Below are 24754 nucleotides of genomic sequence, written 5' to 3' on the forward strand. Positions count from 1 at the left end.
GGTGACCCCGCCGCCGTAACCACCCCCATCCCCGACCCTTCCCCCATCGAGGGGGGAGGGAGCAGGAAGTTCCCATGCGCTACCTCCCCCTGACCCCCGAAGACCGCGCCGACATGCTCGGCGTGATCGGCGCGGGCTCGATCGACGAGCTGTTCGTCGACGTGCCGGCCGTCGCCCGCCGCAGCGAGCCTGTGGACCTGCCCCACCACGCTGGCGAGCTGGAAGTCGAGCGCGAAATGCTGCGCCTGTCGCGCCGCAACCGCTCGGCCGCCGAGGGGCCGTTCTTCGTCGGGGCCGGGGCCTATCGCCACCACGTGCCGGCCACGGTCGACCACATCATCCAGCGGTCGGAGTTCCTGACCAGCTACACGCCCTACCAGCCGGAAATCGCCCAGGGCACGCTGCAGGTGCTGTTCGAGTTCCAGAGCCAGGTCGCCGCCCTGACCGGCATGGAGGTGGCCAACGCCTCGCTCTATGACGGCTCCACCGCCACGGCCGAGGCCGTGATGATGGCCCAGCGCGTCACCCGCAAGACCAAGGCCGTGCTGTCGGGCGGCGTCCACCCGCACTATGTCGGCGCGGTCGAGACCCTGGCCCACGCCGCCGGCGTGACCACCCAGCGCCTGCCGGCCGCCATCGACGCCGAGGATGCGGTGATCGCCGCCATCGACGCCGACACGGCCTGCGTCGTCGTGCAGACCCCCAACGTCTTCGGCACGGCCACCGACGTGACCAAGATCGCCGAAGCGGCCCACGCCGCCGGCGCCCTGCTGATCGTGGTCACCACCGAGGCCGTCTCGTACGGTCTGCTGAAGTCGCCGGGCGCCATGGGCGCCGACATCGCCGTGGCCGAGGGCCAGTCGATCGGCAACGGCCTGAACTTCGGCGGCCCCTATGTCGGCCTCTTCGCCTGCAAGGAAAAGTTCGTCCGCCAGGCCCCCGGCCGCCTCTGCGGCGAGACCGTGGACGCCGACGGCAAGCGCGGTTTCGTGCTGACCCTGTCGACCCGCGAGCAGCACATTCGCCGCGACAAGGCCACGTCCAACATCTGCACCAACAGCGGCCTGTGCGCCCTGGCCTTCTCGATCCACATGAGCCTGCTGGGCGAGCAGGGCCTGCGCCAGCTGGCCTCGCTGAACCACCAGAAGGCGCTGGCCACGGCCAAGGCCCTGGCGGCCATTCCCGGCGTCGAGATCCTGACGCCGCGGTTCTTCAACGAGTTCGCCGTGCGCCTGCCCAAGGACGCCGCCGAGGTCGTCGAGACCCTGGCCGCCCACGGCGTCATCGCCGGCGTGCCCTATTCGCGGCTGGAGCCGGGCTCGGGCCTGGACGACGTGCTGCTGATCGCCACGACCGAGACCACGCTCGACACCGACATCACCTTCTTCGCCAAGCTGCTGGCCGGAGCCGTCCAATGAGCATGAACAATGTCGGACGTCCCACCCGTCCCGAAGCCGCCAACGAAGAAGCCGGCTTCGCCTCCCTGTCGGGCGGTCGCGGTCTGCTGCAGGACGAGCCGCTGATCTTCGAACTGGGCGGCTGGACCAAGACCGGCGTCGACCTGCCGGACGCCGTCGCCGCCGACAGCGCCCTGGCCGGCCTGACCCGCGACGACGCCATCGGCTTGCCGGGCCTGAGCGAGCCGGAAGCGGTGCGCCACTACGTGCGCCTGTCCCAGAAGAACCACGCCATCGACCTGGCGCTCTATCCGCTGGGCTCGTGCACGATGAAGCACAACCCGCGCCTCAACGAGAAGATGGCGCGCCTGCCGGGCCTGTCGGACATCCACCCGCTGCAGCCGCAGTCGACGGTGCAGGGCGCCATCGAGTTGATGGACAACCTGGCCCACTGGCTGAAGACCCTGACCGGCATGCCGGCGGTCGCCCTCAGCCCCAAGGCCGGCGCCCACGGCGAACTGTGCGGCCTGCTGGCCATCCGCGCCGCCCACGAGGCGGCCGGCAACGGCCACCGCAAGACCGTACTGGCCCCGACCAGCGCCCACGGCACCAACCCGGCCACGGCGGCCTTCTGCGGCTATACGGTCGTGGAAATCGCCCAGACCGACGACGGCCGCGTCGACCTCGCCGACCTGGAAGCCAAGCTCGGCGACCACGTGGCGGCGATCATGGTCACCAACCCCAACACCTGCGGCCTGTTCGAGCGCGACGTGGTCGAGATCGCCCGCCTGACCCACGCGGCGGGCGCGTACTTCTACTGCGACGGCGCCAACTTCAACGCCATCGTCGGCCGGGTGCGCCCCGGCGACCTGGGCGTCGACGCCATGCACATCAACCTGCACAAGACCTTCTCGACGCCCCACGGCGGCGGTGGTCCCGGCGCGGGTCCGGTGGTGCTGAGCGAGGCCCTGGCCCCGTTCGCCCCCACCCCGTGGGTGGTGCATGACGACGGCGGCTACAAGCTGGTCGAAGAGGCCGAGGGCGTCGCCGCCCAGGCCTTCGGCCGGATGAGCGCCTTCCACGGCCAGATGGGCATGTATGTGCGCGCCTACGCCTACATGCTCAGCCACGGCGCCGACGGCCTGCGCCAGGTGGCCGAGGACGCGGTGCTGAACGCCAACTACATCAAGGCCCGCCTCAAGGACCTGATGAGCCCGGCCTTCCCCGAAGGTCCGTGCATGCACGAGGCGCTGTTCGACGACGCCTGGCTGGAAGGCACTGGCGTCACCACGCTCGATTTCGCCAAGGCGATGATCGACGAGGGCTTCCACCCGATGACCATGTACTTCCCGCTGGTGGTGCATGGCGCGATGCTGATCGAGCCGACCGAGACCGAGTCGAAGGCCGAGCTCGACCGCTTCATCGAAGCCCTCCGTCTGCTCGCGGAATCGGCCAAGGCCGGCGAGGTCGCGCGGTTCAAGAACGCCCCGCACCTGGCCCCGCTGAAGCGCCTGGACGAGACCCTGGCGGCCCGAAAGCCGAAGTTGAAGTGGAAACCTGTTGCCCCCGCGCCACTCGCAGCGGAATAGGCGCAACACAGGCACGAAAGCGGAACGGGGCGCCTTTACGGAAGGGCGCCCCGTTTCCATATGCACCGTGTGGGAAGAGGGGGCCGGCGCTTTGTCGGAAACCGGCGGACCACATACCCCGTTCAGCCCCCCATGAACTTCGCCATCGCCATGACGCCCGTGCGCCTCTCCGCCGCCGACGAACTCGCCCGCGAGCTTCTCGGCCGGATTATTCGCGGCCTGCTGGTGGCTCTGGGCCTGGTGTTCATCGCCGCGGGCTTTCTGATCGCGCCCCTGCCCGGCCCCATGGGCGTGCCGCTGACGGTCATCGGCCTGATGCTGGTGCTGCGGAACTCTTTCAAGGCCCGCAAGCAGTTCGTGCGCTTCCAGCACGCCCACCCCAAGCTGGTCTTCCCGCTGCGCCGCCTGCTGCGCCGCGAGCCGGAGGTCGTGCTGGTGGCCTGGCAGCAGGTGCTGCGCATCGAAAAGCTGGTCGTGCCGCGCCGCTGGCGGGTGGCCAAGCGCTGGCGCAAGTCCTTCAAGCGCCGGGGCCAGGTCAACCCGCGCGGCCAGTGAGCCCCCGCGACCCAAGGGTCGTCCGTCGCCTGTCGAGCCTGCGCCGCCGGCGACTGGCCTTCGTTCTTCGCGAGACCCTGGCCCGCGTCGCGCGGCTGCTGCTGATCGCCCTGGGCTGCCTGATCCTGCTGGCCGGGGCCATCCTCACGCCCCTGCCCGGCCACGTCGGCCTGCCGCTGCTGGTCATCGGGCTGATGGTGGTGCTGCGCAACTCGTTCCAGGCCCGCCGCCGCTTTATCCGCTGGCAGAAGCGCCACCCCAAGCTGATCTTCCCGATCCGGAGGCTGATGCGCCGCGAGCCGGAGATCCTGCTGGTGGCCTGGCAGCAGCTGCTGCGGTCCGAGAAGGTGTTCCTGCGCCGGCCGGCCTGGCGGGTGCTGAAGCGGGGCCGGAAGGCTGTGCGGAAGTGGCTGAGGAAGAAGAACCCTCTCTCTTAGAGAGAGGGAGGGGCCCGCCGCGAAGCGGTGGGAGGGTGAGAGGTTTCACCGTTTGCCGGCAAACCTCGGTCCCTGCATCGTTTGTTCTTTGAGGGGCATATCCGCCAATACCTCTGGGTGGCGCTCTCCGCCTCACCCGTACCTTGTCCGGACAGACTGTAACCTCTCACCCTCCCACGCTCCGCGTGGGCCCCTCCCTCTCTCGATGAGAGAGGGATCCAGAACGAAAAAGGCGCGGCCCTTGCGAGCCGCGCCTTTCGATCTTCAGCCGTCCGAAGAGGACTACTGCAGCTTGCTGCCGATCTGGCCGATGGCCGCGTCGAGCAGAGGGTCGGCGCCGGTTCCGACGCGGGCCAGGAGCACCGCCTCGGCCGCCTGGGCGGCGAGGTCGACGGCCGCGGCCTTGACGTCCGCGGCGGCCTGGGCCTCCGCCTGGGCGATCTTGCGCTCGGCCATTTGGGCGCGGCGCGTGATCTGCTCCTCGAGCTTTTCCTTGGCCTCGGCCGCCAGACGGACCGCGTCCGCCTTGGCCGCCTCGAGCATGGCCGAAGCCTGGCGCTCGGCTTCCTCGCGCTGGGCCTTGACCTCGGCGAGCAGGGCTTGCGCCTCCTCGCGGAGCTTCTGGGCTTCGTCGAGTTCGGCCTGGATCTTGGCGGCGTAGCCGTCAAGCGCGCCGAACAGGGCGCCCGGCAGGACCTTCAGAACGACCAGCAGGCCGAAGAAGATCACCAGGGCGACCAGCACCCAGAACTCCGGGTTGGAGAAGCTGAACAGGGATTCGTGTTCCATGGTCCGCTACTCCTCAGGCCAGAGCCGTCTTGAGCTCGGCGGCCGAAGCCGCCTTGCCCGTCAGCTTCTCGACGATCGCGCCGGCCGTCTCCTCGGCCACCGTGCGGACGTGGCTCATGGCCTCGTCGCGGGCGGCCTGGATCGAGGCTTCCGCCGCGGCCAGCTTTTCGGCCAGCACGGCTTCTTCCTTGGCCTGGCGCTCGGCGGCTTGCGCCGAAGCCTGGGCCTTGGCGTCCGCCGCGGTCTTCTGGGCCTTGGCGCGAGCCTCGGCCACCTCGGCGGCGGCCGCGCGGGCCTGCACCTCGGCTTCGTCCTTCAGACGACGGGCGTCGGCGATGTCGCCGGCGATCTTGGCGCCGCGCTCGTCGATCGCGCCGCTGACGCGGGGCAGCAGGCCCTTCGACAGCACGATGTAGAGAACGGCGAAGATGAGCAGCAGCCAGACGATCTGACCGCCCCAGTGCTGGAACTGGAGCTGCGGAAGACCGCCGCTTTCGTGTCCGGGGGCTTCAGTCGTCGCGACCGTGCCGTGATTTTCCGTCGCCATGGGCGAGGGCGCCTCTCAGCTAGCGCCTGCGGCCCGAAACGGGCGAGCAGGCTCGGTTCTTAAAGATCAAAGCGCGGCGAAGGCCGGGAACCGACCGCCGCCGCGCTCAGAGGATTACGAGAAGAGGATCAGGAAGGCGATGACCAGGGCGAAGATGCCCAGGGCTTCCGTCAGCGCCATGCCGAGGAACAGCATCGGACGCTCTTGAGCGGCGGCGGTCGGGTTACGCAGCGCGCCTTGGAAATAGTTGCCGAACATGACGCCCAGGCCGATGCCCGCGCCGATCATGCCGAGCATGGCCAGGCCAGCGCCGATGTACTTAGCGGCTTCCGCTTCCATTGTGAGGCTCCTTGAGAATTCAGAGATAGGTTGAAGAGAAAAGGGTGATCAGTGGCTGTCGAGGTGCACGACGTCGTTGATATAGACGCAGGCAAGCACCGCGAACACGAAGGCCTGCAGGAAGGCCACCATGAACTCGAGGGCCGTCAGGGCGACGACGGAGGAAAGGGCCAGCAGCGAACCGGCCCAGCCGATCGCGCCGAGACCGCCAAGGGCGATCACGAAACCGGCGAAGATCTTCAGCACCACGTGGCCGCCCAGCATGTTGCCGAACAGACGAAGGCCCAGGGTGATGGGGCGGATCAGGAACGACAGGATCTCGATCGGCACCAGCAGGAAGTACAGCGGCCACGGCACGCCCGACGGGGCGAACAGCTTGAAGAACTTCAGGCCGTTCTTGGCGAAGCCGACGGCGACCACGGTCAGGATGACCATCAGGCCCAGGGTCAGGGTCACGGCCAGCTGCGAGGTGGCGGTGAACACCAGGAACATGCCCTGCAGGTTCATGAACAGCACGAACGCGAACAGGGTGAAGATGAAGGGCAGGAACTTCTTGCCGTCGTGGCCGATGATCGACTCCGCCAGGCCGTCGACCAGTCCATAGAGCATCTCGCCCACGGTCTGCAGGCGGCCCGGAACCACGGCGCGGCGGGCGGCGACGGCGTAGAACGCCACGACCAGGGTCGCGGCCAGCAGCATCGCGGCCACCGAATTGGTGATCGACAGATCGATCGGAAGACCGAAGACGTTCACGGTGGGCAGTTCCACGACCTTCTGGATCTGGAACTGGTGCATCGGATCGGCCATCGGCCCTAGTCTCTCTTCTGTTTGGGGGCGGTGGACCCGCCTCCCGTGTGTACATCCTCGGCCTGGGCCTTGGACGCCTGCGCGCTCAGTTTCGTCGCCTTGCGGACGACGGAGAATATCGCGAGACCGGTTCCGACCAGCAGACCGCCGATCATTCCCCAGGGCCCCGTACCGACGTAGTGGTCGAGCAGCCAGCCGAAGCCCAGCCCCACCAGAACGCCCCCGATCAAATCCGCCAGGAGGCGATAGCCGTCCTGGGAAGCCTTCTCGTCCGCCGCCTTGGCGGGTTTTTCCGCCGCCTTCCGCGCCTCGAAAGCGTCGAGCCGAGCGTCCAGGCTCTTGAAAGCCTCGTCGTTCGGTTCGTCGGCCTTGGGCATGGGAAGCGGTCAGGTCCGAAAGCGCCCGCAGACGCGCCTGAAGAAGGCGCTTTTTCGGCCGGCTTGATCGCGGCGGAACCTATAGGGCGCGCTGCGGTGCGTCAAGATTGTGGAGAAACTGCACAAGGCACTGTTTTGACGGGGGAATTTCCGCAGGGTCAGCCAATCCGCGGAATCTGGGTCTCCGGGACGGCCCCGCCGCTGGCGATACCCCCGGCGCGCGACGATCCGTCCGACGAAGAGCGTGGCGGCTCCAATTGCTTTTTTCGCCGTTTTGGGGTTTAGGAGGCGCGCCTCTCCAACAGCACGAAGATTCATGTCCTACCTGAAGAACACCGGATTCGCCGATCGCATCACCGCCCAGCAGGAAGCCAAGAAGGCTATGCTGGCCAAGTTCAAGCCGAAGGCCACCGTTCAGGATCCTGATTTCGACAAGCGCGATGAACAACGCGCCGCCGAGCTGGAAGCCGTTCGCGTCGCCCGCGCCGAAGCCAAGGAAATCGCCCGCCTCGAAGCCCTGGCCCGCCAGGAAGAGATCGCGGCCGTCAAGCGCGCCGAGCGTAAGGAACGCAAGGCTGTCGAAGCCGCCGAGCAACGCGTCCGCAAGGAAGAAAAGGCCGCGGCCCGCGAAGAGCTGAAGGCCCTGGGCCGCAACAGCAAGGCCTCGCGCGCCCACCAGTGGGCCCACCTGATCGGCTGATCCGAACGATGGGGAGACGTGCTATCGGCCGCCTCCCCTTCCTTCACCCGCCGCCTGCCGCCGCCCGGCTCCCGGGCGGCTTTTCGCGTTTGTAGGGATCGCCATGGAACATCTGAGCGTCCAGCTGCTCGTCATCCTGTTCGGCGTGGCCTTCGTGGCCGGAACCCTGGACGCCATCGCCGGCGGCGGCGGCCTGATCACCCTGCCGGCCCTGCTGCTTTCCGGCCTGCCGCCGATCGCGGCGCTGGGCACCAGCAAGCTGCAGAGCACCTTCGGCTCGGTCTCGGCCACCCGGGCCTTCGCCAAGCGCGGCCTGATCGACTGGAAGACCGCCTGGCCGATCGCCCTGGCGGCGGGCCTGGCGGGCCTGGCCGGCGCGCTGTGCGCCAGCCTTCTTTCGCCGCGCGTCCTGGCGGCGCTGGTGCCGGTGCTGCTGATCGTCATCGCGGTCTATTTCGGCCTGTCCAAGGCCCTGAAGGCCGAGGACGGCCCGGCCCGTCTGGCCCTGCCGGTATTCGCCGGCTTCATCGCGCCGATCATCGGCTTCTATGACGGAATCTTCGGCCCGGGCGCGGGGGCCTTCTACATGGTCGCCATCGTCACCCTGCTCGGCTACGGCGTGTTGAAAGCCACCGCCCACACCAAGCTGGCCAACGCCGCCAGCAACGTCGGGGCCCTGGCGCTGTTCATCCTCAAGGGCGCGGTGATCTGGCCCATCGGCCTGGCCATGGCCGTCGGCGCCTTCCTGGGCGCGCAGCTCGGTTCGCGCCTGGCGGTGCGCTTCGGGGCGCGGCTGATCCGGCCGCTGCTGGTGACGATCTCCTGCGCCATGGCGGTGAAGTTGCTGGCCGATCCGAGCAACCCGCTGCGGCATGCGGTGGCCGCCCTCTTCTGATCCCTCTCCCCTTGCGGGAGAGGGTGGCCTCCGAAGGAGGTCGGGTGAGGGGTCGAAAATCGGCGCCGCTTCGCCCAGCCGTCAGACCAGACGCAGCGGAAAGATCTGAGAGACCCCTCATCCGTCGGCCTTCGGCCGCCACCTTCTCCCGCAAGGGGAGAAGGATTATTGCGCCGCGACCAGCTCCTCGGCGGTGCTCAGGTCCACGCTGACCAGCTGGCTGACCCCGCGCTCGGACATGGTCACGCCGAACAGGCGGTCCATCCGGCTCATGGTCACCGGGTTGTGGGTGATGGCGATGAAGCGCGTCAGGGTGCGGCGGCGCATCTCGTCGAGCATGTTGCAGTAGCGGTCGACATTGGCGTCATCGAGCGGCGCGTCGACTTCGTCCAGCACGCAGATCGGGGCCGGGTTGGCCAGGAAGACGCCGAAGATCAGGGCGCTGGCCGTCAGGGCCTGCTCGCCGCCGCTCATCAGGCTCATGCTGGCCAGGCGCTTGCCGGGCGGGCACGCGAAGATCTCCAACCCCGCTTCCAGCGGATCGTCGCTCTCGATCAGCCGCAGCTCGGCCTGGCCGCCGCCGAACAGGGCCTGGAAGAGGGTCTGGAAGTGGCCGTTGATCACGTCGAAGGCCGCCAGGAGACGTTCCCTGCCCTCGGCGTTCAGCTCCTCGATGCCGTCGCGCAGCTTGGCCACCGCGCCCGACAGGTCGGCCCGCTCGATGCGCATGGTCTCCAGCCGGCCGGCATATTCCTGGGCCTCTTCCTCGGCCCGCAGGTTCACCGCCCCAATGGCGTCGCGCTCGCGCTCCAGGGCGAAGAGGTGAGCCTCGACGCCGGCGGCGTCCTTCGGGACAGCCACGGCCTCGCCCGCCAGATGCCGGCCCAGGGCCTCGGGCTCCATGCGGGCGCTCTCGCGGATGTTGGAGGCGATCTCGGCGAAGCGTTCGCGGGCCCCGTCCAGGCGCGCCACGAGGGCGGCGCGACGCTCGCGGGCCTCGCCGGCGGCCTGGTCGGCGGCGCGAGCGGCGCGGTCGGCGGCGATGCGGGCGGTCTCGGCCGCCTCAAGGGCGTCGCTGGCCTTGGCCCGGCGCTGCTCGGCGGCGTCGAACTGATCGACCAGCACCAGCAGCTTGGCCTCCAGCTCGGCCGGGGCGGCGCGGGCGGCCTCCAGGGCGGCGGCGGCCTTGGCGCGATCGACTTCCAGGCCCTCGGCGCGCTTGGCGGCGGCGTCGCGGCGGCGGGTCCAGTCGCCGAGGTCGCGCTCCAGGCTTTCGACGCGGCGCTGGCGGCCCGAACGCTCGCGGTTCTCAAGATCGAGGGCCGAGCGGGCGGCGGCGGCGGCTTCACGGGCGGCGGTCGCGGCCTGGCGGGCGGCGAGCAGCTGCGGGGCCAGGTCGCCGACGCTTTCGGCGGCCGCGTGTTCGGCGCGGACGGCCTGTAACGCCTCGTCGGCCTCGGCGCGCTCGGCCTCGAAGCGGGCGATGGTGTCGTCCAGCGACTGAGCGCGGGCCTCGCGCTGGGCGGCCTCGCGCTCGAAGCGGGCCACGGTCTCGCGGGCCTGGTTCAGCAGGCGCTCGGCGTCGGGTGGACCCCGGCGCTTGTCGCGCAGGGCGTCTTCGGCGGCGCGCAGACGGTCGGCGGCGGTCTTCAGGGCGGCGGCCCCGGCCTCGGCGCGCGGGGCGACCAGGTCGATCTCGGCCTCGACCTCGGCCAGGCGGGTGCGCTGCTCCAGCCGCACGGCGGCGGGCTTGGGCGCCTCGGCCTTGGCGACGAAGCCGTCCCAGCGCCAGAGGTCGCCTTCCTTGGAGACGAGCCGCGCCCCGACCGGCAGACCCTTGGCCAGGCGCTCGCCGTCGGCCCGCTCGACCAGCCCGACCATGGCCAGGCGCGCGGCCAGCTCGGGCGGGGCCTTGACCAGCGGCGCCAGCGGCTGGACGCCGTCAGGCCAGGCGGTCGCCGGCGTCTCCGCCCCGGCCCAGTGCGAGGATGCGCGGGCGTCGAGGGCGGCTTCCAGGTCGTCGCCCAGGGCGGCGGCCAGGGCCGCGCCATAGCCCTTGTCGGGCGTCACCGCGTCGAGGGCGGGCGAGAAGCCGCTCTTGGCGCGCGGAGCGGTCAGTTGGGCAAGGCCCCTCGCTTCGGTGCGCAGGCGGCCTAGCTGGTCCTCGGCCTTGCGGGCCAGATCGCGGGCCGCGCCTTCTCCTTGCGCGGCCGTCGTGCGTTCGGCCTCGGCGGTCTCCAGGGCGGCGCGGGCGGCGGCGAGCGCGGCCTCGGCGTTGGAAAAGCGCTGACGGGCCTCGGCGGCGGCGGGATCGACGGCCGGACCGACGGCGGCGCGTTCGGCCTTGGCCTGGTCCAGAGCGCGGACGGTGCGGGCCAGGCGGCTTTCGGCCTCGGCCAGGCGCTGGGCGGCGGCGCGAGCGCGGGCCTCTTCCGCCGCGGTCTGGGCGGCCAGGCGCTCGACGGCGCCGTCGGCCTCGGCGCGGGCGACCTCGGCGGCCTTGGCGGCGGCTTCCAGTTCGGGACCGCGTTCGGGCGCGGCGGAAATCAGGGCGCGCACCTCAGCCAGTTCCGGCTCGATGCGGGCCAGACTCCGTCCGGCGTCTTCGGCGGCCTGTTCCTCGCGGGCGCGGTCCTCGTCGATGCGGGCCAGATCGGCCGACAGGCGCTGGAACTCGGCGGCGGCGGCGGCGGCGTCGCGCTCGGCCCGGTCCTTCTGGATCGCCAGCTGGCCCAGCACGGCCTGAGCGATCGTCGCCTCCTCGCGCAGCGGCGGCATGGCGGTTTCGGCCTCGACGATCGCGCCCTGGCCGGCGGCGGCGGCGCGGGCGGTGTCCTCGACATCGCGGATCGCCTGGGTGGCCTCGGCCTGGGTGCGCTCCAGCGCATCGCGGGCCTCGGTCCAGCGGGCGAACAGCACCGCGCCCTGCACGGCGCGGATCTCGGTCGACAGGCGGCGGTACTTCTCGGCCTGGCGCGCCTCGCGCTTGAGGCGGTTCAGCGCCGTCTCCAGCTCGCGGGCCACATCTTCCAGGCGGGTAAGATTGGTCTCGGCCGCCCGCAGGCGCAGCTCGGCCTCGTGGCGGCGGGTGTGGAGCCCTGAGACCCCGGCCGCCTCTTCCAGAATGCGGCGGCGGTTCTGCGGCTTGGCGCCGATCAGCTCGCTGATCTGGCCCTGGCGCACCAGGGCCGGCGAGTTGGCGCCGGTCGAGGCGTCGGCGAACAGCAGCTGGACGTCGCGGGCGCGGACTTCACGGCCGTTGATGCGGTAGGTCGAGCCGGCTCCGCGGTCGATGCGGCGCACGACCTCCAGCACCGGATCGTCGTTGAAGGCGGCCGGGGCGGTGCGGTCGGCGTTGTCGATGGTCAGGGTGACGTCGGCGTGGTTGCGCGGCGGGCGGTTGCCCGATCCGGCGAAGATGACGTCGTCCATGCCGCCGGCCCGCATGGCCTTGGCGGAGTTGGCGCCCATCACCCAGCGCAGGGCTTCCAGCAGGTTGGACTTGCCGCAGCCGTTGGGCCCGACGATGCCGGTCAGGCCAGGCTCGATCCTGAACTCCGTCGGCTCGACGAAGGACTTGAAGCCGGAAAGGCGCAGACGCTGGAACTGCACGGCCGCGCCCGCCCGCTAGCCCTTCAGGGCCTTGTCGACGGCCTTGGCCAGGTCTTCCACCGTCAGCTCGCCGACGAATTCCTCGCCGTTGATGTAGAAGGTGGGCGTGGAGTTGATCCCGCGCTTGGCGGCCGCCTCGACGCGGGCGTTCAGCGCGGCGAGCGCGGGCTTGTCGTTGAGGGTCGCCTCCAGCTGCGCCTCGGTCAGGCCGAACCGCTTGGCCACGCCCAGCAGGCCGCCCCAGTAGTCGCCGGTCTGGAACATGTCGTGCTGGGCCGCGAAGATCGCCTCGACCGCCTCGAAATAGCGGGCCGGCGGCACGCGATTGGCCAGCAGGAAGCCCGCGCCGGCCAGGTCGGCGGGCGGGGTCAGAAATTCGCGGAACACCAGCCGGGCCTTGCCCGTGTCGATGTAGCGCTTCTTGATCGCCGGCATGATCTCGAGCGCGGTGTGGGCGCAGTGGCTGCAGCTCATCGAGGCGTACTCGACGATCTGCACCTTGGCCTTGACCGAGCCCATGACGTGGTCGCCGGGCAGGGGCGGCATCTGGGCGGCGCGCGCCAGGCCGGGCATGGCCGCGACGGCCATGCCTGAAACGATCAGCGCGCGCCGGTCCAGGGTCATGCTTACTTGCTCGCCGCGGCGATGGCGGCGTCCAGCTGGGCCAGCGGGGCCTCGCCGCCTTCTTCGTTCAGCTTCTTGCCGTTGATGACGAAGGTCGGGGTGCCCTTGATGTCGGTTTCCTTGGAGTAGCGCTCGATGCGGTCGTTGAGCGCCTTCAGGGCCTTCTCGTCGCTGACGCAGGCGTCGAACTTGGCCTCGTCCAGGCCGGCCGACTGGGCGATGCGCAGCAGCACGTCGCGGTACTGGCCGGTGGTGAACATCTCTTCCTGCGAGCGGTAGACCGAGTCCAGGACCGAGAAATACTTGTCCTTGCCGGCGCAGCGGGCCAGCAGGAACGAGGCGGCGGCCACCTGCGGCGGAGCGGTCAGGAACTCGCGGTAGACGTAGTTCACCTTGCCGGTGTCGATGTACTTCTGCTTGAAGGCCGGGAAGACCTCCTCGTTCCAGCGGGCGCAGTGCACGCAGGAGGCCGAGGCGTACTCGATGACGGTGACCTTGGCGTTCGGGTTGCCCAGGCTCATGTCGTCGGCCGTGACGGCGCCGCCCGACTTGTTGCAGGCGGAAAGGCCGGCGACGCCGGCGACGAGGGCTGCGGCCAGCAGGATCCGGCGAAGGGGCGAGCGCATGGTCGGGTCTTCCTCGAACGTGAATAGTAGAGTTAAGCGCGATTCTTTATCGGCATGAAAATGGCGCGCTTGAGGCTTGGAGCGCATCAGCGTGAACGCGCGCAGGTTGTCAACTTTCGTTGCGCAGCACGCCTCGACCAAGCTTCAGCAGCGCCTCTTTCAGCGGCCCCTCGGGCTGATCGACCAGGCTGTTGGCCAGGTCGCGCTCCTGGGCGGCGTCGAGCGGCGGGCGGCGGCGTGGACGCGGCGGGGCGCTGGCGGCGGCCCCGGCGACGCGCACCGGTCCCTGCACGATCCGCAGGCGGGTGACCGCGCCCTTGCCCAGCAGCAGGTCGAGACGCTGGGTGATCTGCGGGGCCTGGTGCTGGATCAGCGAGGCCACGGGTCCATCGACCCGCAATTCCAGCGTGCCGCCCTCGCCAGTGCGGCTCTTGATGATGCGGACCGGCTCGGTGCGGCGGGCCAGGGCGTCGCCGACGATTTCCTTCCAGCGGGCCTGCAGCGCGCCCGGGCCCTGGCCGTACTTCTTGTCCAGTTCGCGGATCAGCGGGGCCAGGCTCTTGCCGGCCGGCGGCGGCACGCGCATCGGCGGCCGGGTGCGGCGGCGCGACAGGATCTTCAGCGCTTCGTCGGCCGTGGGCAGCGTGCGGCGGTACATGCGCGAAAGCCTAGCACGCCCCCTCTCCCCTCGCGCGCGCGGATTTGCGATAGGAGGCGACAATGACCGACGTCGCCGCGATCCGCTCCGCACTTCTGGCCTGGTACGACCGCGAGGCCCGCGTCCTGCCCTGGCGAACCGGCCCCGTCGCCGGGCGCATGGGGCTGCGCAGCGATCCCTACCGCGTCTGGCTGTCGGAGGTGATGCTGCAGCAGACCACCGTGCCGCACGCCACGCCCTATTTCCTGGTCTTCACCCAGCGCTGGCCCACGGTCGAAGCCCTGGCGGCCGAGGAGGACGGCGCGCTGATGGGGGCCTGGGCGGGGCTCGGCTACTACGCCCGCGCCCGCAACCTGCTGGCCTGCGCCCGCGCGGTCGCCAATGACCACGGCGGCGTCTTTCCCGACACCGAGGAAGGCCTGCTGGCCCTGCCGGGGGTGGGCGCCTACACCGCCGCGGCCGTGGCGGCGATCGCCTTCGACCGCAAGGCCAATGTGGTCGATGGCAATGTCGAACGGGTGATGGCGCGCCTCTTCGCGGTCGAGGCCCCCGTGCCCGACGCCAAGCCCGAACTGAAGCGCCTGGCCGGCGAACTGGTCACCGACGAGCGTCCCGGCGACTGGGCCCAGGCCCTGATGGATCTGGGCGCTACGATCTGCAAGCCCAAGGCCCCGCTGTGCGACCGCTGCCCGGTCGAGACCTTCTGCGCGGCCAAAGCCGGCGGCGCGCCCGAAACCTATCCGCGCAAGACCAAGAAGGCCGACCGCCCCCGCCGCCACGGCGTGGCCTATGTGGTCAGCCGCCGGGGCGAGACGGCCCTGGTGCGGCGTCCGGACAAGGGCCTGCTGGGCGGGATGCTGGGCCTGCCGACCTCCGACTGGCGAGATCGTCCGTGGTCGGATGATGAGGCGATCCGCGTCGCGCCGATCCTCGCGCCGTGGCGTGATCTCGGCGCCGTGGAGCACGTCTTCACCCACTTCTCCCTGACCCTGCGGGTGCTGGTCACCGAAGCCGACGTCGCCGGCGACTTCGTCTGGACCCCGCACGAGGGGCTGTCGGCGCTGCCGAGCGTGTTCCTGAAGGCGGCGCGGGCGGGACTGGAGCGGCTCGTCTAGATCCCTCTCCCCTTGCGGGAGAGGGTGGCCCGCGGAGCGGGTCGGGTGAGGGGTCTCTCAGACCTCGACGCTGCAGGCTGGGCGAAGCGGTTTTCTTTTGAGAGACCCCTCATCCGTCGGCCTTCGGCCGCCACCTTCTCCCGCAAGGGGAGAAGGATCGATTCTCAAATATTGACTTCACATCCCACCATGCGAGCAATGCCCCATCACGGGCGCGCTCAACGCCCGGCGCTGGGAGACGCGGCATGGGCATCCACCTTCCGACCCGACGGACGGCGCTGGCGGCCGGTCTGGCCGCGCCGCTGATCCCAGGCCTCGCCCTCGCCAAACCCTTCCCGCACAAGCTCGTCCGCCCGACCGCGCCGTTCGACATGCCGGGCATCGGCGTGCCCGACTTCTCCGGCGCCCGGCGCTTTGTCATCACCGACTTCGGCGCCGATCAGGGCGACCAGGGCAGCACGAGCGCCGCCATAGCCGCGGCGATCACGGCCGCCAACGCCGCCGGCGCGGGCGTGGTGGTGATCCCCGAGGGAACCTGGCCGACCGGCAAGGTGCACCTGAAAAGCAACGTCGCCCTGCACCTGGCCAAGGGCGCGACCCTGCTGTTCTCGGAAAAGCCCGCCGACTACCTGCCCGCCGTCCAGACCACCTGGGAGGGGCTGGAGTGCTGGAACTATTCGCCGCTGGTCTACGCCTTCGACTGCGAGAACGTGGCGATCACCGGCCCAGGCAAGCTGAAGGCCAAGCTCGACGTCTGGAAGGTCTGGTACGCGCGGCCCAAGCCGCACATGGACGCCCTGGTCGCGCTCTATCACAAGGCCGCCAGGGGCGAGCCGGTGAGCGAGCGCCAGATGGCGGCCGGCGAGGCCAATCTCCGCCCGCAGTTCGTGCAGTTCAACCGCTGCCGCCACGTGCTGGTCGAGGACGTCAGCATCGAGGACAGCCCGTTCTGGGTGATCCACCCCTTCCTCTGCACCGACGTCGTCATCCGCCGGGTGAAGATCCGCGCCCACGGCCACAACAACGACGGCGTCGATCCGGAGATGAGCCGGAACGTGCTGATCGAGGACTGCGTCTTCGACCAGGGCGACGACGCGGTGTCGGTGAAGTCGGGCCGCGACCAGGACGCCTGGCGCCTGGGCGTTCCCACCCGCAACGTCGTCATGCGCGACTGCCGGATCAAGAACGGCCACCAGCTGCTGGCGGTCGGCAGCGAGCTTTCGGCCGGGATCGAGAACGTCTTCGTCGACAACTGCCACTTCACCGGCGATGGAAAGGGCGAGGACGGCTGGGCCGTGCCGATCGCCAACCTGATGTTCGTCAAGACCAACGAACGGCGCGGCGGCTTCGTCCGCAACATCCACATGACCAATGTCAGCGCCACGAAGATCGCCGGCAGCGTTTTGGCGGTCGACACCGACGTCCTCTACCAGTGGCGCACCCTGGTCCCGACCTACGAGCGGCGGCTGACGGCTATCGAAGGGCTGCGGGTGAGCGACGTCCGGGTCGAGGAGGCCGGCTCGATCTGCCGCATCAAGGGCGAGAAGGACCTGCCGGTCCGCGACGTGCGGCTGCGCAGGGTGGCGGTGGGCAAGGTTCTGGAAGAGCGCGTGAAAACCGAAAACGTCGAGGGGTTCTCCGCCGACTGATCCTTCTCCCCTTGCGGGAGAAGGTGGCGGCCGAAGGCCGACGGATGAGGGGTCTCTCAAAAGCGAAACGCCGCGACGGCCGATCGGCTGTCGCGGCGTTTCTGTACGTGCAACCCCTCACCCGACCTCCTTCGGAGGCCACCCTCTCCCGCAAGGGGAGAGGGATCGGGTCACATCCGTTCCGGCGCGTCCACGCCCAGCAGGTCGAGCGCCAGCTCGAGCTGCTTGAGCGCCGTCTGGGCCAGCGTCAGGCGCGAGGCCCGCACGGCCGGATCGTCGGCGCCCAGGATCGGGCAGGCGGCGTAGAACTTCGAGAAGCCCTGGGCCAGCTTGTAGGCGTGCTCGGCCACGAAGTTGGGGGCCTTCTTGTCGTAGGCCTCGCTCAGCGCGCCCTCGAAGGCGTCCAGCAGCAGGGTCAGGTCGCGTTCGGCCGGTTCGGCCACGATCACCGGACCCGCCTTGGCGGCCTGTTCGGCGGCCTTGCGCAGGATACTCTTGATACGGACGGTCTGGTACAGCAGGTACGGACCGGTCTTGCCCTCGAAGCTGGTGAAGCGGTCGAGGTCGAAGACGTAGGAGGTGCCGCGGAAGTTCTGCAGGTCCGCGAACTTCAGGGCGGCGACGCCGACCTTGTGCGCGGTCTCCTCGAAGGCTTCCGGCGACAGCTCCGAACCGAGGCCGGCTTCGCGCAGGCGCTCGCGGGCCTTTTCGCGGGCCATCTCGATCAGGTCGTGCAGCTTCAGGACGCCGCCGGCGCGGGTCTTGAACGGCTTGCCGTCGGCGCCGTTCATGGTGCCGAAGCCGATGTGCTCCAGCCCGCCCGGCTGGGCGTAGCCCGCCAGATAGGCGGCGCGGAACACCTGCTCGAAGTGGTCGGCCTGACGCTGGTCCACGCAATAGAGGATCAGGTGCGGGTCGAACGACTGGCGGCGGTCGAGAATGGTCGCCAGGTCGGTCGTGCCGTACATGGCCGAGCCTTCGGACGAGACCACCAGCAGCGGATCGGGGCTTTCGACCTCGATCACCGAGCCGTCGGGCAGCTTCTTCTTCTTGGTCTCGCCGGGACGGGCCACGCGGACGATGCGGGCGCCCTGGTCCTCGACCAGCAGGCCCTTGTCCTCCAGCTGGCGCACCATCGGCGCGATCAGCGGGTCGGCGTCGCTCTCGCCCTTCCACAGGTCGAAGTCGACGCCCAGGGCGTGGAACTCGCGCTCCAGGGCCACGCGGCTGACCTCGACGAAGTGCTTCCACAGCAGACGGTAGCCGAAGCGGCCGTTCTGCAGGTCGGCCGTCGCCTTGCGGGCGCGGTCGCGATAGTCGGCGTCTTCCTTGGCGCGGGCGGCGGCGGCCGGATACAGGCGGTCGAGGTCGGCCAGGGTCACCCGGCCGGCGAACTCGGCGCGCACCTTGGCCTCGTCGGCGGCGGTGAAGTCGCGCGGAGCGTCCGGCAGTTTCTCCATCAGGGCGGCGATGAAGGCGTCCTCGTCCGCCACCGCGGTGATGAGCAGGCCCATCTGGAAGCCCCAGTCGCCGAAGTGGGCGTCGCCCACCACCTGGTCGCCGCGGAAGCGGTACAGGCGCTTGATCGACTCGCCGATGATCGAGGCGCGCAGATGGCCCACGTGCATCGGCTTGGCCACGTTGGGGCCGGCGTAGTCGACCAGCACCCGGCGCGGATCGGCCAGCAGGCTGGCGCCGGCGCGCGGATCGGCGGCGATCTGGTCGGCCCGCTCGGCCAGGGCCGAGGGGCTGACGCGCATGTTGATGAAGCCGACGCCGGCGATCTCGACCGAGGCCAGGCGCGGATCGGCCTTCAGCTGGTCGACCACCTGGACGGCGATCTCGCGGGGGTTACGCTTGGCGCTCTTGGCCGCCGCGAGGGCGCCGTTGCACTGGAAGTCGGCAAGGTCGGGCCGGTCGGACGCCGTGACGCGCCCGAAGTCGGGAGACAGTCCGGCGGCCTGGAAAGCGGCCGCGGCCGCCTCGCTCAAGGACCGCTTCAAATCGTTCATTGCTTAGGAGGAGTCCCTGCTTGCTGGGCCTGGGCGGTCTGGCCGGCGTTGACCCGGAAGCGCTTGCCGTCGCGGTTGAAGGCGGCCATTTCCGGGGTGACGTCGAAGCCGATCAGGACCTCGAAATTGCTGCCGCTCGTCTTGATGTCGGCGCGCGGGATGGTGATGGTCTGCAGATTCTCGGTGGCGTAGACGCGGTCGCCGCCGGCCGGGAAGGTGACGGGCAGGTCGAAATATTCCTTGGCCAGCACGTCCTTGTTGCGCTCGGTCACGGCCACCCAATAGCGGTAGGTCTTGCGCGGCTCGGTCGCTTCGGGACCACGGCCCAGGGCGAACAGAACCTCGACCTGCATCTTGATCGGCTCGTCGTTCTTGTAGGCGCAGCCCGAGGACACGCCCTGGATCTCGCCGGTGTAACCGGCGGCGGCGCTGCTTTCCTTGCCGCCCTTGAACTCGACATAGCGGCTGGCGTCGTACAGCACCTTCACGAAGGGGCACGGGCCGGCGTTGCGCAGTTGGGCCAGCGGAGCCTTGGGCTGGTTCCACTCCTCGTCGCGCTTCTTTTTCTTGCCGCCGTCGTCGTCGCCGCCCTGACCACCGCCACCGGGGCCGCCCTGGCCGCCCATGCCTCCGCCCATCTGGGCGTGAGCGCTCATGGCGGTCATGGCGAACGACAGGGCCATCGTGGCGCTGAGGGCGACGGAAAGCGTGCGGCGCATGAAACGTCCGGTTCGAGAAGGATTGCCAGTTCGGGAGGTGCCCCAGCCGGCGTCATGCAGCCTGATAAAGGCATATGCGTGACCTCGCAACGTGCTCGCGTTTCACGCCTGACGTCAAACGTCCGCGTCGAGCATGCTCGCGTCACGCATGTCTGGCGCCGAAGGCCTCGAACGCTTAGGTTCCGCGCCATGAGCACCGCCGCGCCGACCCGTCCCAAGCTTCGCCTTTTCCTGGCCAGCCCGCGCGGCTTCTGCGCGGGGGTGGACCGCGCCATCCAGATCGTCGAGCGGGCGATCGAGAAGTTCGGCGCGCCAGTCTATGTGCGCCACGAGATCGTCCACAACCGCCACGTCGTCGACCGGCTGAAGGCGCTGGGCGCGATCTTCATCGAGGAACTGGACGAGGCCCCCGACGACCGCCCGGTGGTGTTCTCGGCCCACGGCGTGCCGAAATCCGTGCCGGCCGAGGCCAAGTCGCGGCAGATGATCTATCTGGACGCCACCTGCCCGCTGGTCTCCAAGGTCCATGTCGAGGCCCAGAAGCACTTCGACAACGGCCGCGAGATCGTGCTGATCGGCCACGCCGGCCACCCCGAGGTGGTCGGCACCATGGGCCAGCTGCCCGAGGGCACGGTGACCCTGATCGAAGACATCGACGACGCCCGCACCTGGCAGCCGCAGGACGCCTCGAACGTGGCCTTCCTGACCCAGACCACCCTGTCGGTCGACGACACCGCCGACATCGTCGCCATGCTCAAGCAGCGCTTCCCGACCATCGCCGCCCCGCACAAGGAAGACATCTGCTACGCCACCACCAACCGCCAGGACGCGGTGAAGATGCTGGCCGAGGCGTCTGACCTGATCCTGGTGGTCGGCTCGCGCAACTCGTCCAACTCGGTGCGCCTCAAGGAAGTGGGCCTGAAGGCCGGCTCCAAGGCCGCCTACCTGATCGACGACGCCTCGGGCCTGGAGTGGAGCTGGTTCGAGGGCGTGCAGAGCGTGGGCCTGACGGCCGGCGCCTCGGCCCCTGAAGATCTGGTGCAGGGCGTCATCGACGCCATCAGCGGCCACTTCGACCTGGAGATCGAGGAACTGGTCGAGGCCCGCGAGACGGTGACCTTCAAGCTGCCACGACTGCTGACGACGGCTTAACGGCTTAAACGTCAGGGCGCGTCGACGACGCGCGGACGGAGCCAGTCGGTCAGCTCGGCAATGCCGATATCGCCGGCGGCGACCGCGAACATGATCGTTGTCGCATCGTCGGGCTCGGCCGCGAGCCAGAGACCGTTGTCCTCCAGGAACATGCCGAGCGCCATGAAGGCGGCGCGCTTGTTGCCGTCGATGAAGGGATGGTTCGAGGCGATGGCCACCGCGTAGGTGGCGGCGAGTTCGATCAGATCCGACAGGCTCTCATAAGCGTGACGATTGACCGGGCGCGCCAAGGCCGAATTCAGCAAGCCCTGATCCCGCACGCCGCTCGCGCCTCCCGTTTCGGAAAGCACCAAGTCATGCCAGCGGATGAGCAGCGCTTCGTCGATCCAGACAGGCTCGCTCATGGGCGCGATTACTTCGCCAGGGCCTCGAAGGTCGAACGATAACGTTCGAGGAAAGCCCGGCCACGCTCGAAGCGCTCGTTCGTCGATCGCGCCGCCAATGTGAACGGGCCGCCGGCTTCACCATCGATAACCAGCGTATCGCCCGCCTTGGCGCCGAGCAGGGCAAGCAGTTCCTCGGTCAGCTCGACCTTAACCGCCTCGCCTTGTTGCTCGATCTTGAGTTCGATCATGGAGCGCTCCTTGCCGGCAAAACCATAGCACGGGCCACCACTCGCCGACAGGAGCCGCTTGACCGCCAGCGCGCGGCGCCGCATCCCGCCGCCATGGCCGTCTATACCGACATCACCGACCAAGAGCTCGAAGCCTTCCTGGCCGAGTACGACCTGGGCGCCCCGCTGGCGTTCAAGGGCATCGCCGAGGGCGTGGAGAACTCCAACTTCCTGCTGGAAACGGAGACCGGCCGCTACATCCTGACGGTCTACGAGCGCCGCGCGCGGCCCGAGGACTTGCCCTACTTCCTCGACCTCCTGGGGTGGCTGGCCGACCGCGGCTATCCCTCGGCGCGTCCGGTGGCCGACAAGGCGGGCCGGAACCTCAAGACCCTGCGCGGCAAGCCGGCCGCCATCGTCGACTTCCTGCCGGGCCTGTCGGTGCGCAAGCCCACCCCGGCCCACTGCCGCGAAGCCGGCGAAGGCCTGGCCTGGCTGCACTTGGCCGGCGAAGGCTATGCCGGCCGTCGCGCCAACGACCTGGGCCAGCCGCACTGGGCGCCGCTGTTCTCCAAGCACCGCCAGGCCGCCGAAGACCTGAAGCCGGGCCTCTCGTCCGTGATCGACAAGGACCTGGCCGAGCTGGCCCTGGCCTGGCCGCGCAACCTGCCGACCGGCACGATCCACGCCGACTATTTCCCCGACAACGTCTTCTTCAAGACCGACGGCAAGTTCGCGGCGACCATCGACTTCTACTTCGCCTGCGACGACGCCTACGCCTACGACGTGGCCGTGACCCTGAACGCCTGGTGCTTCGAGGCCGACGGCAGCTTCAACGTCACCGCCGCCCGCGCCCTGATCGCCGGCTACGAGCGCCGCCGTCCCTTGAGCCCGGCCGAGCGCGACGCCCTGCCGATCCTGGCGCGCGGCGCGGCCATCCGCTTCTTCCTGACGCGCCTGGCCGACTGGAACGCCACCCCCGCCGGCGCCCTGGTGCGTCCGAAGGATCCGCTGGAATACGAGCGCAAGCTGGCGGTGCACCGCGAGGGCCTGTCGCTGTTCGGATCCTCGCAGTGACCCCGAAACTGATCATCTATACCGACGGCGCCTGTCGCGGGAATCCGGGTCCCGGCGGCTGGGGCGCGGTGCTGATGTACGGCGACAAGCGCAAGGAAATCTGCGGCGGCGACCTGGCGACCACCAACAACCGCATGGAGTTGATGGGCGCGATCATGGCCCTGGAGGCGCTGAACCGCCCGACCAAGGCCGAGCTGCACACCGACAGCCAATATGTGATGAAGGGCGTCACCCAGTGGATCCATGGCTGGAAGGCCAAGGGCTGGAAGACCGCCGACAAGAGCCCGGTCAAGAACGTCGACCTGTGGCAGCGCCTCGACGCCGCCCGCCTGCGCCACGAGATCGACTGGCGCTGGGTCAAGGGCCACGCCGGCCACGAACACAACGAACGCGCCGACGAACTGGCCCGCCGGGGCATGGAAGAGACCCTGAAGAAGCGCTGACCCAAGGTCAGGCTTCGCGGAACGGCGTTCCACCGATAGCCTCCCCGAAATAAGAAGGCCTGGGGAGGCAAAGCCATGAATACGATGATCGCGCCGGTGCTGGCGCTGGTGAGCTGGTCGCTGCTGATGTGGCTGTGGATGTACGCCCAGCGCCTGCCGGCCATGGGCAAGGCCGGGATCAAGCCGCAGGACGCGCGGTTTCCGGGCTCGCTGACCGGCCTGCCCGACGCCGCCCGGCAGGCGGCCGACAACTACAACCACCTGATGGAGCAGCCGACGATCTTCTACGCGGCGGCTCTTGCGATCGCCGTGGCGGGGCATGGCGATCCGGTCGCGGTGGGCCTGGCCTGGGCCTATGCGGGCCTGCGGGTGCTGCACAGCCTGATCCAGGCCAGCGTCAACATCGTGCTGGCGCGGTTCGCGGTGTTTTCGCTGAGCACGATCGTGCTGGGGGTGATGGTGGTCAGGGAGTGGATGAGGCTCATCGCCTGATCCCTCTCCCCTTGCGGGAGAGGGTGGCCCGCGAAGCGGGTCGGGTGAGGGGTCTCTCAGACCTCGACGCTGCGTGGGCGGTCAGGCGGGGCGAGGCGGTTTTCTTTTGAGAGACCCCTCATCCGACGGCTTCGCCGCCACCTTCTCCCGCAAGGGGAGAAGGGTCAGTCCTCGCTCTCGCACCAGGTCTTGATCAGCTGATGAGCGATCGCCAGCGTCGGCGGGGCGAAGGCGTCTTCGATCTCGCCGCGGATCAGGGCTTTCGCCTCGTCCTTGTCGAACCAGCGGACGGCCTCCAGCTCGGTCTGGTCGGGGGCGGCCTGGTCGCTGTCGACCTCGGCGATCAGCCCCATCATCAGCGAGGCGGGGAACGGCCAGGGCTGGCTGGAATGGTAGCGCACCTTGGTGGCCACCAGGCCCGCCTCTTCCTTCAGCTCGCGGGCGCAGGCCTCCTCGATGGTCTCGCCGGGCTCGATGAAGCCGGCCAGGGCCGAGAACATGCCCTGCGGCCAGGCGGCCTGGCGGCCCAGCAGGCACTTATCCCCGTGGACGGCCAGCATGATCGCCACCGGGTCGGTGCGCGGGAAGTGCTCGGCGTGGCAGGCCGGGCAGATGCGCTTCCAGCCGCCGTCGGCGATGTCGCTCTTCTGGCCGCAGTTGGCGCAGAACGGATGCTTGCGCCGCCATTCGAACATCGACTTGGCGGTGCCCAGGATACCGGCGTCGGGCGCGGGCAAGGTGGCGGCCGCGCCGCGCAGTTCCTCGAACCGGCCCAGGCCCTGCAGAGCGCCCTCCGCCGGATCGGCCGCGCCCTCCAGGTCGACGGCGAAGACCGCGATGTCCTTCCACAGACCCATGAACAGCAGACGCTCGTCGGTGCCGGCCAGCTCCTTGGCCATGTCGGCGCGCAGATAGGCGATCTGGACGCCGCCCGGCTCGTCATCAGCCCCAGGCGCGTCCTCGACCAGGACCTTGCCGTTCCAGACGGCGACGGCCAGGGACTGGGCGTCGTCGAGCTTCTCGGCGATCCAGCTGGCGTCGCCTCGACGCTCGCTGGCGCGGTCCAGCGGATTCCCGGCGAAGATGTTGACGATCTCGGATAGCGGCATGGGCGAATCTGTAGCCCAGCGACGCGGAGTCGTCACCGCCTGCCGTTAAGGCTTTTCGCCCACCGGAAACCCGCTGTCTTTCGGCTGCGACGCTCTGGCCTCTCGTTTTATCGCGTCGCGGACGCCGAAACCGGCGACCACTTTCGGCTGCGACGCTCTGGCTTCTCGTTTTGTCGCGTCGCGGACGCCGAAACCGGCGGCCACTTTCGGCTGCGACGCTCTGGGCGCTTGCATATCGGTCGATGAGTCGCGATATACCCCCTCGGAGATCGGCGACGGACGATGGCCTCGCCAACCTGGTCAGGGCCGAGAGGCAGCAGCCACAACGAGATCACCTTCGGGTCGTCTGCCGGTCTCCACCTTATTCCCCGAAATCGTCAGCATCCACGCCAGCGAGCGCGCGCGAGCCTTTTGCCGCGCC

General features: G+C 69.5%; 26 protein-coding genes and 1 other RNA gene. 13 read left to right on the forward strand and 14 right to left on the reverse strand.

What is annotated here, in order from left to right; translation table 11 throughout:
- Positions 1-74 precede the first annotated feature (74 nt).
- The 4 genes from gcvPA to AC1RRS_RS14710 all read left to right on the forward strand — a co-directional run bounded on the left by gcvPA (position 75) and on the right by AC1RRS_RS14710 (position 3978).
- Entirely contained in the window at positions 75-1418 is a 1344-nt protein-coding gene (gene gcvPA / locus AC1RRS_RS14695; protein WP_492855796.1) for an aminomethyl-transferring glycine dehydrogenase subunit GcvPA, read from the forward strand.
- Positions 1415-2986 carry an aminomethyl-transferring glycine dehydrogenase subunit GcvPB gene (gene gcvPB / locus AC1RRS_RS14700; RefSeq protein ID WP_492855797.1) on the forward strand — a complete coding sequence of 524 codons (1572 nt, stop codon included), beginning with the start codon at positions 1415-1417 and terminating at the stop codon, positions 2984-2986. The genes gcvPA and gcvPB overlap by 4 nt, the downstream gene beginning before the upstream one ends.
- A 132-nt stretch (positions 2987-3118) precedes the next feature.
- Entirely contained in the window at positions 3119-3541 is a 423-nt protein-coding gene (locus tag AC1RRS_RS14705) for a hypothetical protein (RefSeq protein WP_110120041.1), read from the forward strand.
- The gene (locus AC1RRS_RS14710) at positions 3538-3978 is read left to right on the forward strand and encodes a hypothetical protein (protein ID WP_492855798.1); all 441 of its coding nucleotides are present in this window, start codon (positions 3538-3540) and stop codon (positions 3976-3978) included. Before AC1RRS_RS14705 ends, AC1RRS_RS14710 begins: the two co-directional genes overlap by 4 nt.
- A gap of 282 nt (positions 3979-4260) precedes the next feature.
- On the opposite strand, the gene AC1RRS_RS14715 is transcribed toward AC1RRS_RS14710, so the two are convergent.
- The 5 genes from AC1RRS_RS14715 to AC1RRS_RS14735 all read right to left on the reverse strand — a co-directional run bounded on the left by AC1RRS_RS14715 (position 4261) and on the right by AC1RRS_RS14735 (position 6837).
- Complete coding sequence (locus AC1RRS_RS14715) at positions 4261-4767, reverse strand: F0F1 ATP synthase subunit B (protein ID WP_110120042.1); 507 nt, start codon at positions 4765-4767, stop codon at positions 4261-4263.
- 13 nt (positions 4768-4780) lie between these two features.
- The gene (locus AC1RRS_RS14720; RefSeq protein WP_110120043.1) at positions 4781-5314 is read right to left on the reverse strand and encodes a F0F1 ATP synthase subunit B family protein; all 534 of its coding nucleotides are present in this window, start codon (positions 5312-5314) and stop codon (positions 4781-4783) included.
- A gap of 114 nt (positions 5315-5428) precedes the next feature.
- A complete protein-coding gene (locus tag AC1RRS_RS14725) occupies positions 5429-5653 on the reverse strand; it encodes a F0F1 ATP synthase subunit C (protein WP_108505567.1) in 225 nt (74 codons plus the stop codon).
- 48 nt (positions 5654-5701) lie between these two features.
- On the reverse strand, positions 5702-6460 hold the full coding sequence (locus AC1RRS_RS14730) for a F0F1 ATP synthase subunit A (RefSeq protein ID WP_110120044.1): 759 nt from the start codon (positions 6458-6460) through the stop codon (positions 5702-5704).
- 5 nt (positions 6461-6465) lie between these two features.
- Positions 6466-6837 carry an AtpZ/AtpI family protein gene (locus AC1RRS_RS14735; RefSeq protein WP_487292167.1) on the reverse strand — a complete coding sequence of 124 codons (372 nt, stop codon included), beginning with the start codon at positions 6835-6837 and terminating at the stop codon, positions 6466-6468.
- 316 nt (positions 6838-7153) lie between these two features.
- Here AC1RRS_RS14735 and AC1RRS_RS14740 point away from each other — a divergent pair, with 316 nt between their 5' ends.
- Positions 7154-7537: a DUF6481 family protein gene (locus AC1RRS_RS14740; RefSeq protein WP_487292168.1), complete on the forward strand. Its 384-nt coding sequence runs from the start codon at positions 7154-7156 to the stop codon at positions 7535-7537.
- Between the two features lie 103 nt (positions 7538-7640).
- The gene (locus tag AC1RRS_RS14745; protein WP_492855799.1) at positions 7641-8432 is read left to right on the forward strand and encodes a TSUP family transporter; all 792 of its coding nucleotides are present in this window, start codon (positions 7641-7643) and stop codon (positions 8430-8432) included.
- Between the two features lie 165 nt (positions 8433-8597).
- On the opposite strand, the gene smc is transcribed toward AC1RRS_RS14745, so the two are convergent.
- The 4 genes from smc to AC1RRS_RS14765 form a co-directional block, all read right to left on the reverse strand.
- A complete protein-coding gene (gene smc, locus AC1RRS_RS14750) occupies positions 8598-12044 on the reverse strand; it encodes a chromosome segregation protein SMC (protein WP_492855800.1) in 3447 nt (1148 codons plus the stop codon).
- 15 nt (positions 12045-12059) lie between these two features.
- Complete coding sequence (locus AC1RRS_RS14755; protein WP_492855801.1) at positions 12060-12668, reverse strand: DsbA family protein; 609 nt, start codon at positions 12666-12668, stop codon at positions 12060-12062.
- A gap of 2 nt (positions 12669-12670) precedes the next feature.
- A complete protein-coding gene (locus AC1RRS_RS14760; RefSeq protein WP_110120050.1) occupies positions 12671-13294 on the reverse strand; it encodes a DsbA family protein in 624 nt (207 codons plus the stop codon).
- A gap of 109 nt (positions 13295-13403) precedes the next feature.
- Complete coding sequence (locus tag AC1RRS_RS14765) at positions 13404-13952, reverse strand: DUF721 domain-containing protein (RefSeq protein ID WP_492855802.1); 549 nt, start codon at positions 13950-13952, stop codon at positions 13404-13406.
- Between the two features lie 62 nt (positions 13953-14014).
- Here AC1RRS_RS14765 and mutY point away from each other — a divergent pair, with 62 nt between their 5' ends.
- Both mutY and AC1RRS_RS14775 read left to right on the forward strand, forming a co-directional pair.
- Positions 14015-15067, forward strand: coding sequence for an A/G-specific adenine glycosylase (gene mutY / locus AC1RRS_RS14770; protein ID WP_492855803.1), 1053 nt, complete (start codon positions 14015-14017; stop codon positions 15065-15067).
- Between the two features lie 245 nt (positions 15068-15312).
- On the forward strand, positions 15313-16716 hold the full coding sequence (locus tag AC1RRS_RS14775) for a glycoside hydrolase family 28 protein (protein ID WP_492855804.1): 1404 nt from the start codon (positions 15313-15315) through the stop codon (positions 16714-16716).
- 170 nt (positions 16717-16886) lie between these two features.
- Here the strand turns inward: AC1RRS_RS14775 and argS are convergent, their stop codons facing one another.
- Positions 16887-18728 carry an arginine--tRNA ligase gene (gene argS / locus AC1RRS_RS14780; protein ID WP_110120055.1) on the reverse strand — a complete coding sequence of 614 codons (1842 nt, stop codon included), beginning with the start codon at positions 18726-18728 and terminating at the stop codon, positions 16887-16889.
- A complete protein-coding gene (locus AC1RRS_RS14785) occupies positions 18725-19447 on the reverse strand; it encodes a Tat pathway signal sequence domain protein (RefSeq protein ID WP_487292069.1) in 723 nt (240 codons plus the stop codon). Before AC1RRS_RS14785 ends, argS begins: the two co-directional genes overlap by 4 nt.
- A gap of 189 nt (positions 19448-19636) precedes the next feature.
- Between AC1RRS_RS14785 and ispH the strand changes: the two genes are divergently transcribed.
- Positions 19637-20599 carry a 4-hydroxy-3-methylbut-2-enyl diphosphate reductase gene (gene ispH, locus AC1RRS_RS14790; protein ID WP_487292068.1) on the forward strand — a complete coding sequence of 321 codons (963 nt, stop codon included), beginning with the start codon at positions 19637-19639 and terminating at the stop codon, positions 20597-20599.
- Between the two features lie 11 nt (positions 20600-20610).
- Here ispH and AC1RRS_RS14795 read toward each other — a convergent pair whose 3' ends face one another.
- Positions 20611-21003, reverse strand: coding sequence for a type II toxin-antitoxin system death-on-curing family toxin (locus tag AC1RRS_RS14795; protein ID WP_492855805.1), 393 nt, complete (start codon positions 21001-21003; stop codon positions 20611-20613).
- A gap of 8 nt (positions 21004-21011) precedes the next feature.
- Positions 21012-21233: an AbrB/MazE/SpoVT family DNA-binding domain-containing protein gene (locus AC1RRS_RS14800; protein WP_492855806.1), complete on the reverse strand. Its 222-nt coding sequence runs from the start codon at positions 21231-21233 to the stop codon at positions 21012-21014.
- Positions 21234-21326: 93 nt separating this feature from the next.
- On the opposite strand from AC1RRS_RS14800, the gene thrB reads away from it, so the two are divergent.
- The 3 genes from thrB (at position 21327) to AC1RRS_RS14815 (ending at position 23224) form a co-directional block, all read left to right on the forward strand.
- Positions 21327-22289 (forward strand): homoserine kinase, encoded by a 963-nt coding sequence (gene thrB, locus AC1RRS_RS14805; RefSeq protein WP_492855807.1) that lies wholly within the window; start codon positions 21327-21329, stop codon positions 22287-22289.
- On the forward strand, positions 22286-22732 hold the full coding sequence (gene rnhA / locus AC1RRS_RS14810; protein WP_110120061.1) for a ribonuclease HI: 447 nt from the start codon (positions 22286-22288) through the stop codon (positions 22730-22732). Before thrB ends, rnhA begins: the two co-directional genes overlap by 4 nt.
- A gap of 75 nt (positions 22733-22807) precedes the next feature.
- Positions 22808-23224 (forward strand): MAPEG family protein, encoded by a 417-nt coding sequence (locus AC1RRS_RS14815; RefSeq protein ID WP_492855808.1) that lies wholly within the window; start codon positions 22808-22810, stop codon positions 23222-23224.
- A gap of 164 nt (positions 23225-23388) precedes the next feature.
- Here AC1RRS_RS14815 and nudC read toward each other — a convergent pair whose 3' ends face one another.
- Positions 23389-24333: an NAD(+) diphosphatase gene (gene nudC / locus AC1RRS_RS14820; RefSeq protein WP_492855809.1), complete on the reverse strand. Its 945-nt coding sequence runs from the start codon at positions 24331-24333 to the stop codon at positions 23389-23391.
- A 266-nt stretch (positions 24334-24599) separates the two neighbouring features.
- On the opposite strand from nudC, the gene ffs reads away from it, so the two are divergent.
- Positions 24600-24692: signal recognition particle sRNA small type (gene ffs, locus AC1RRS_RS14825), an RNA gene on the forward strand.
- Positions 24693-24754 lie beyond the last annotated feature (62 nt).

The organism is Caulobacter sp. GW821-FHT12A07 (assembly GCF_058807655.1).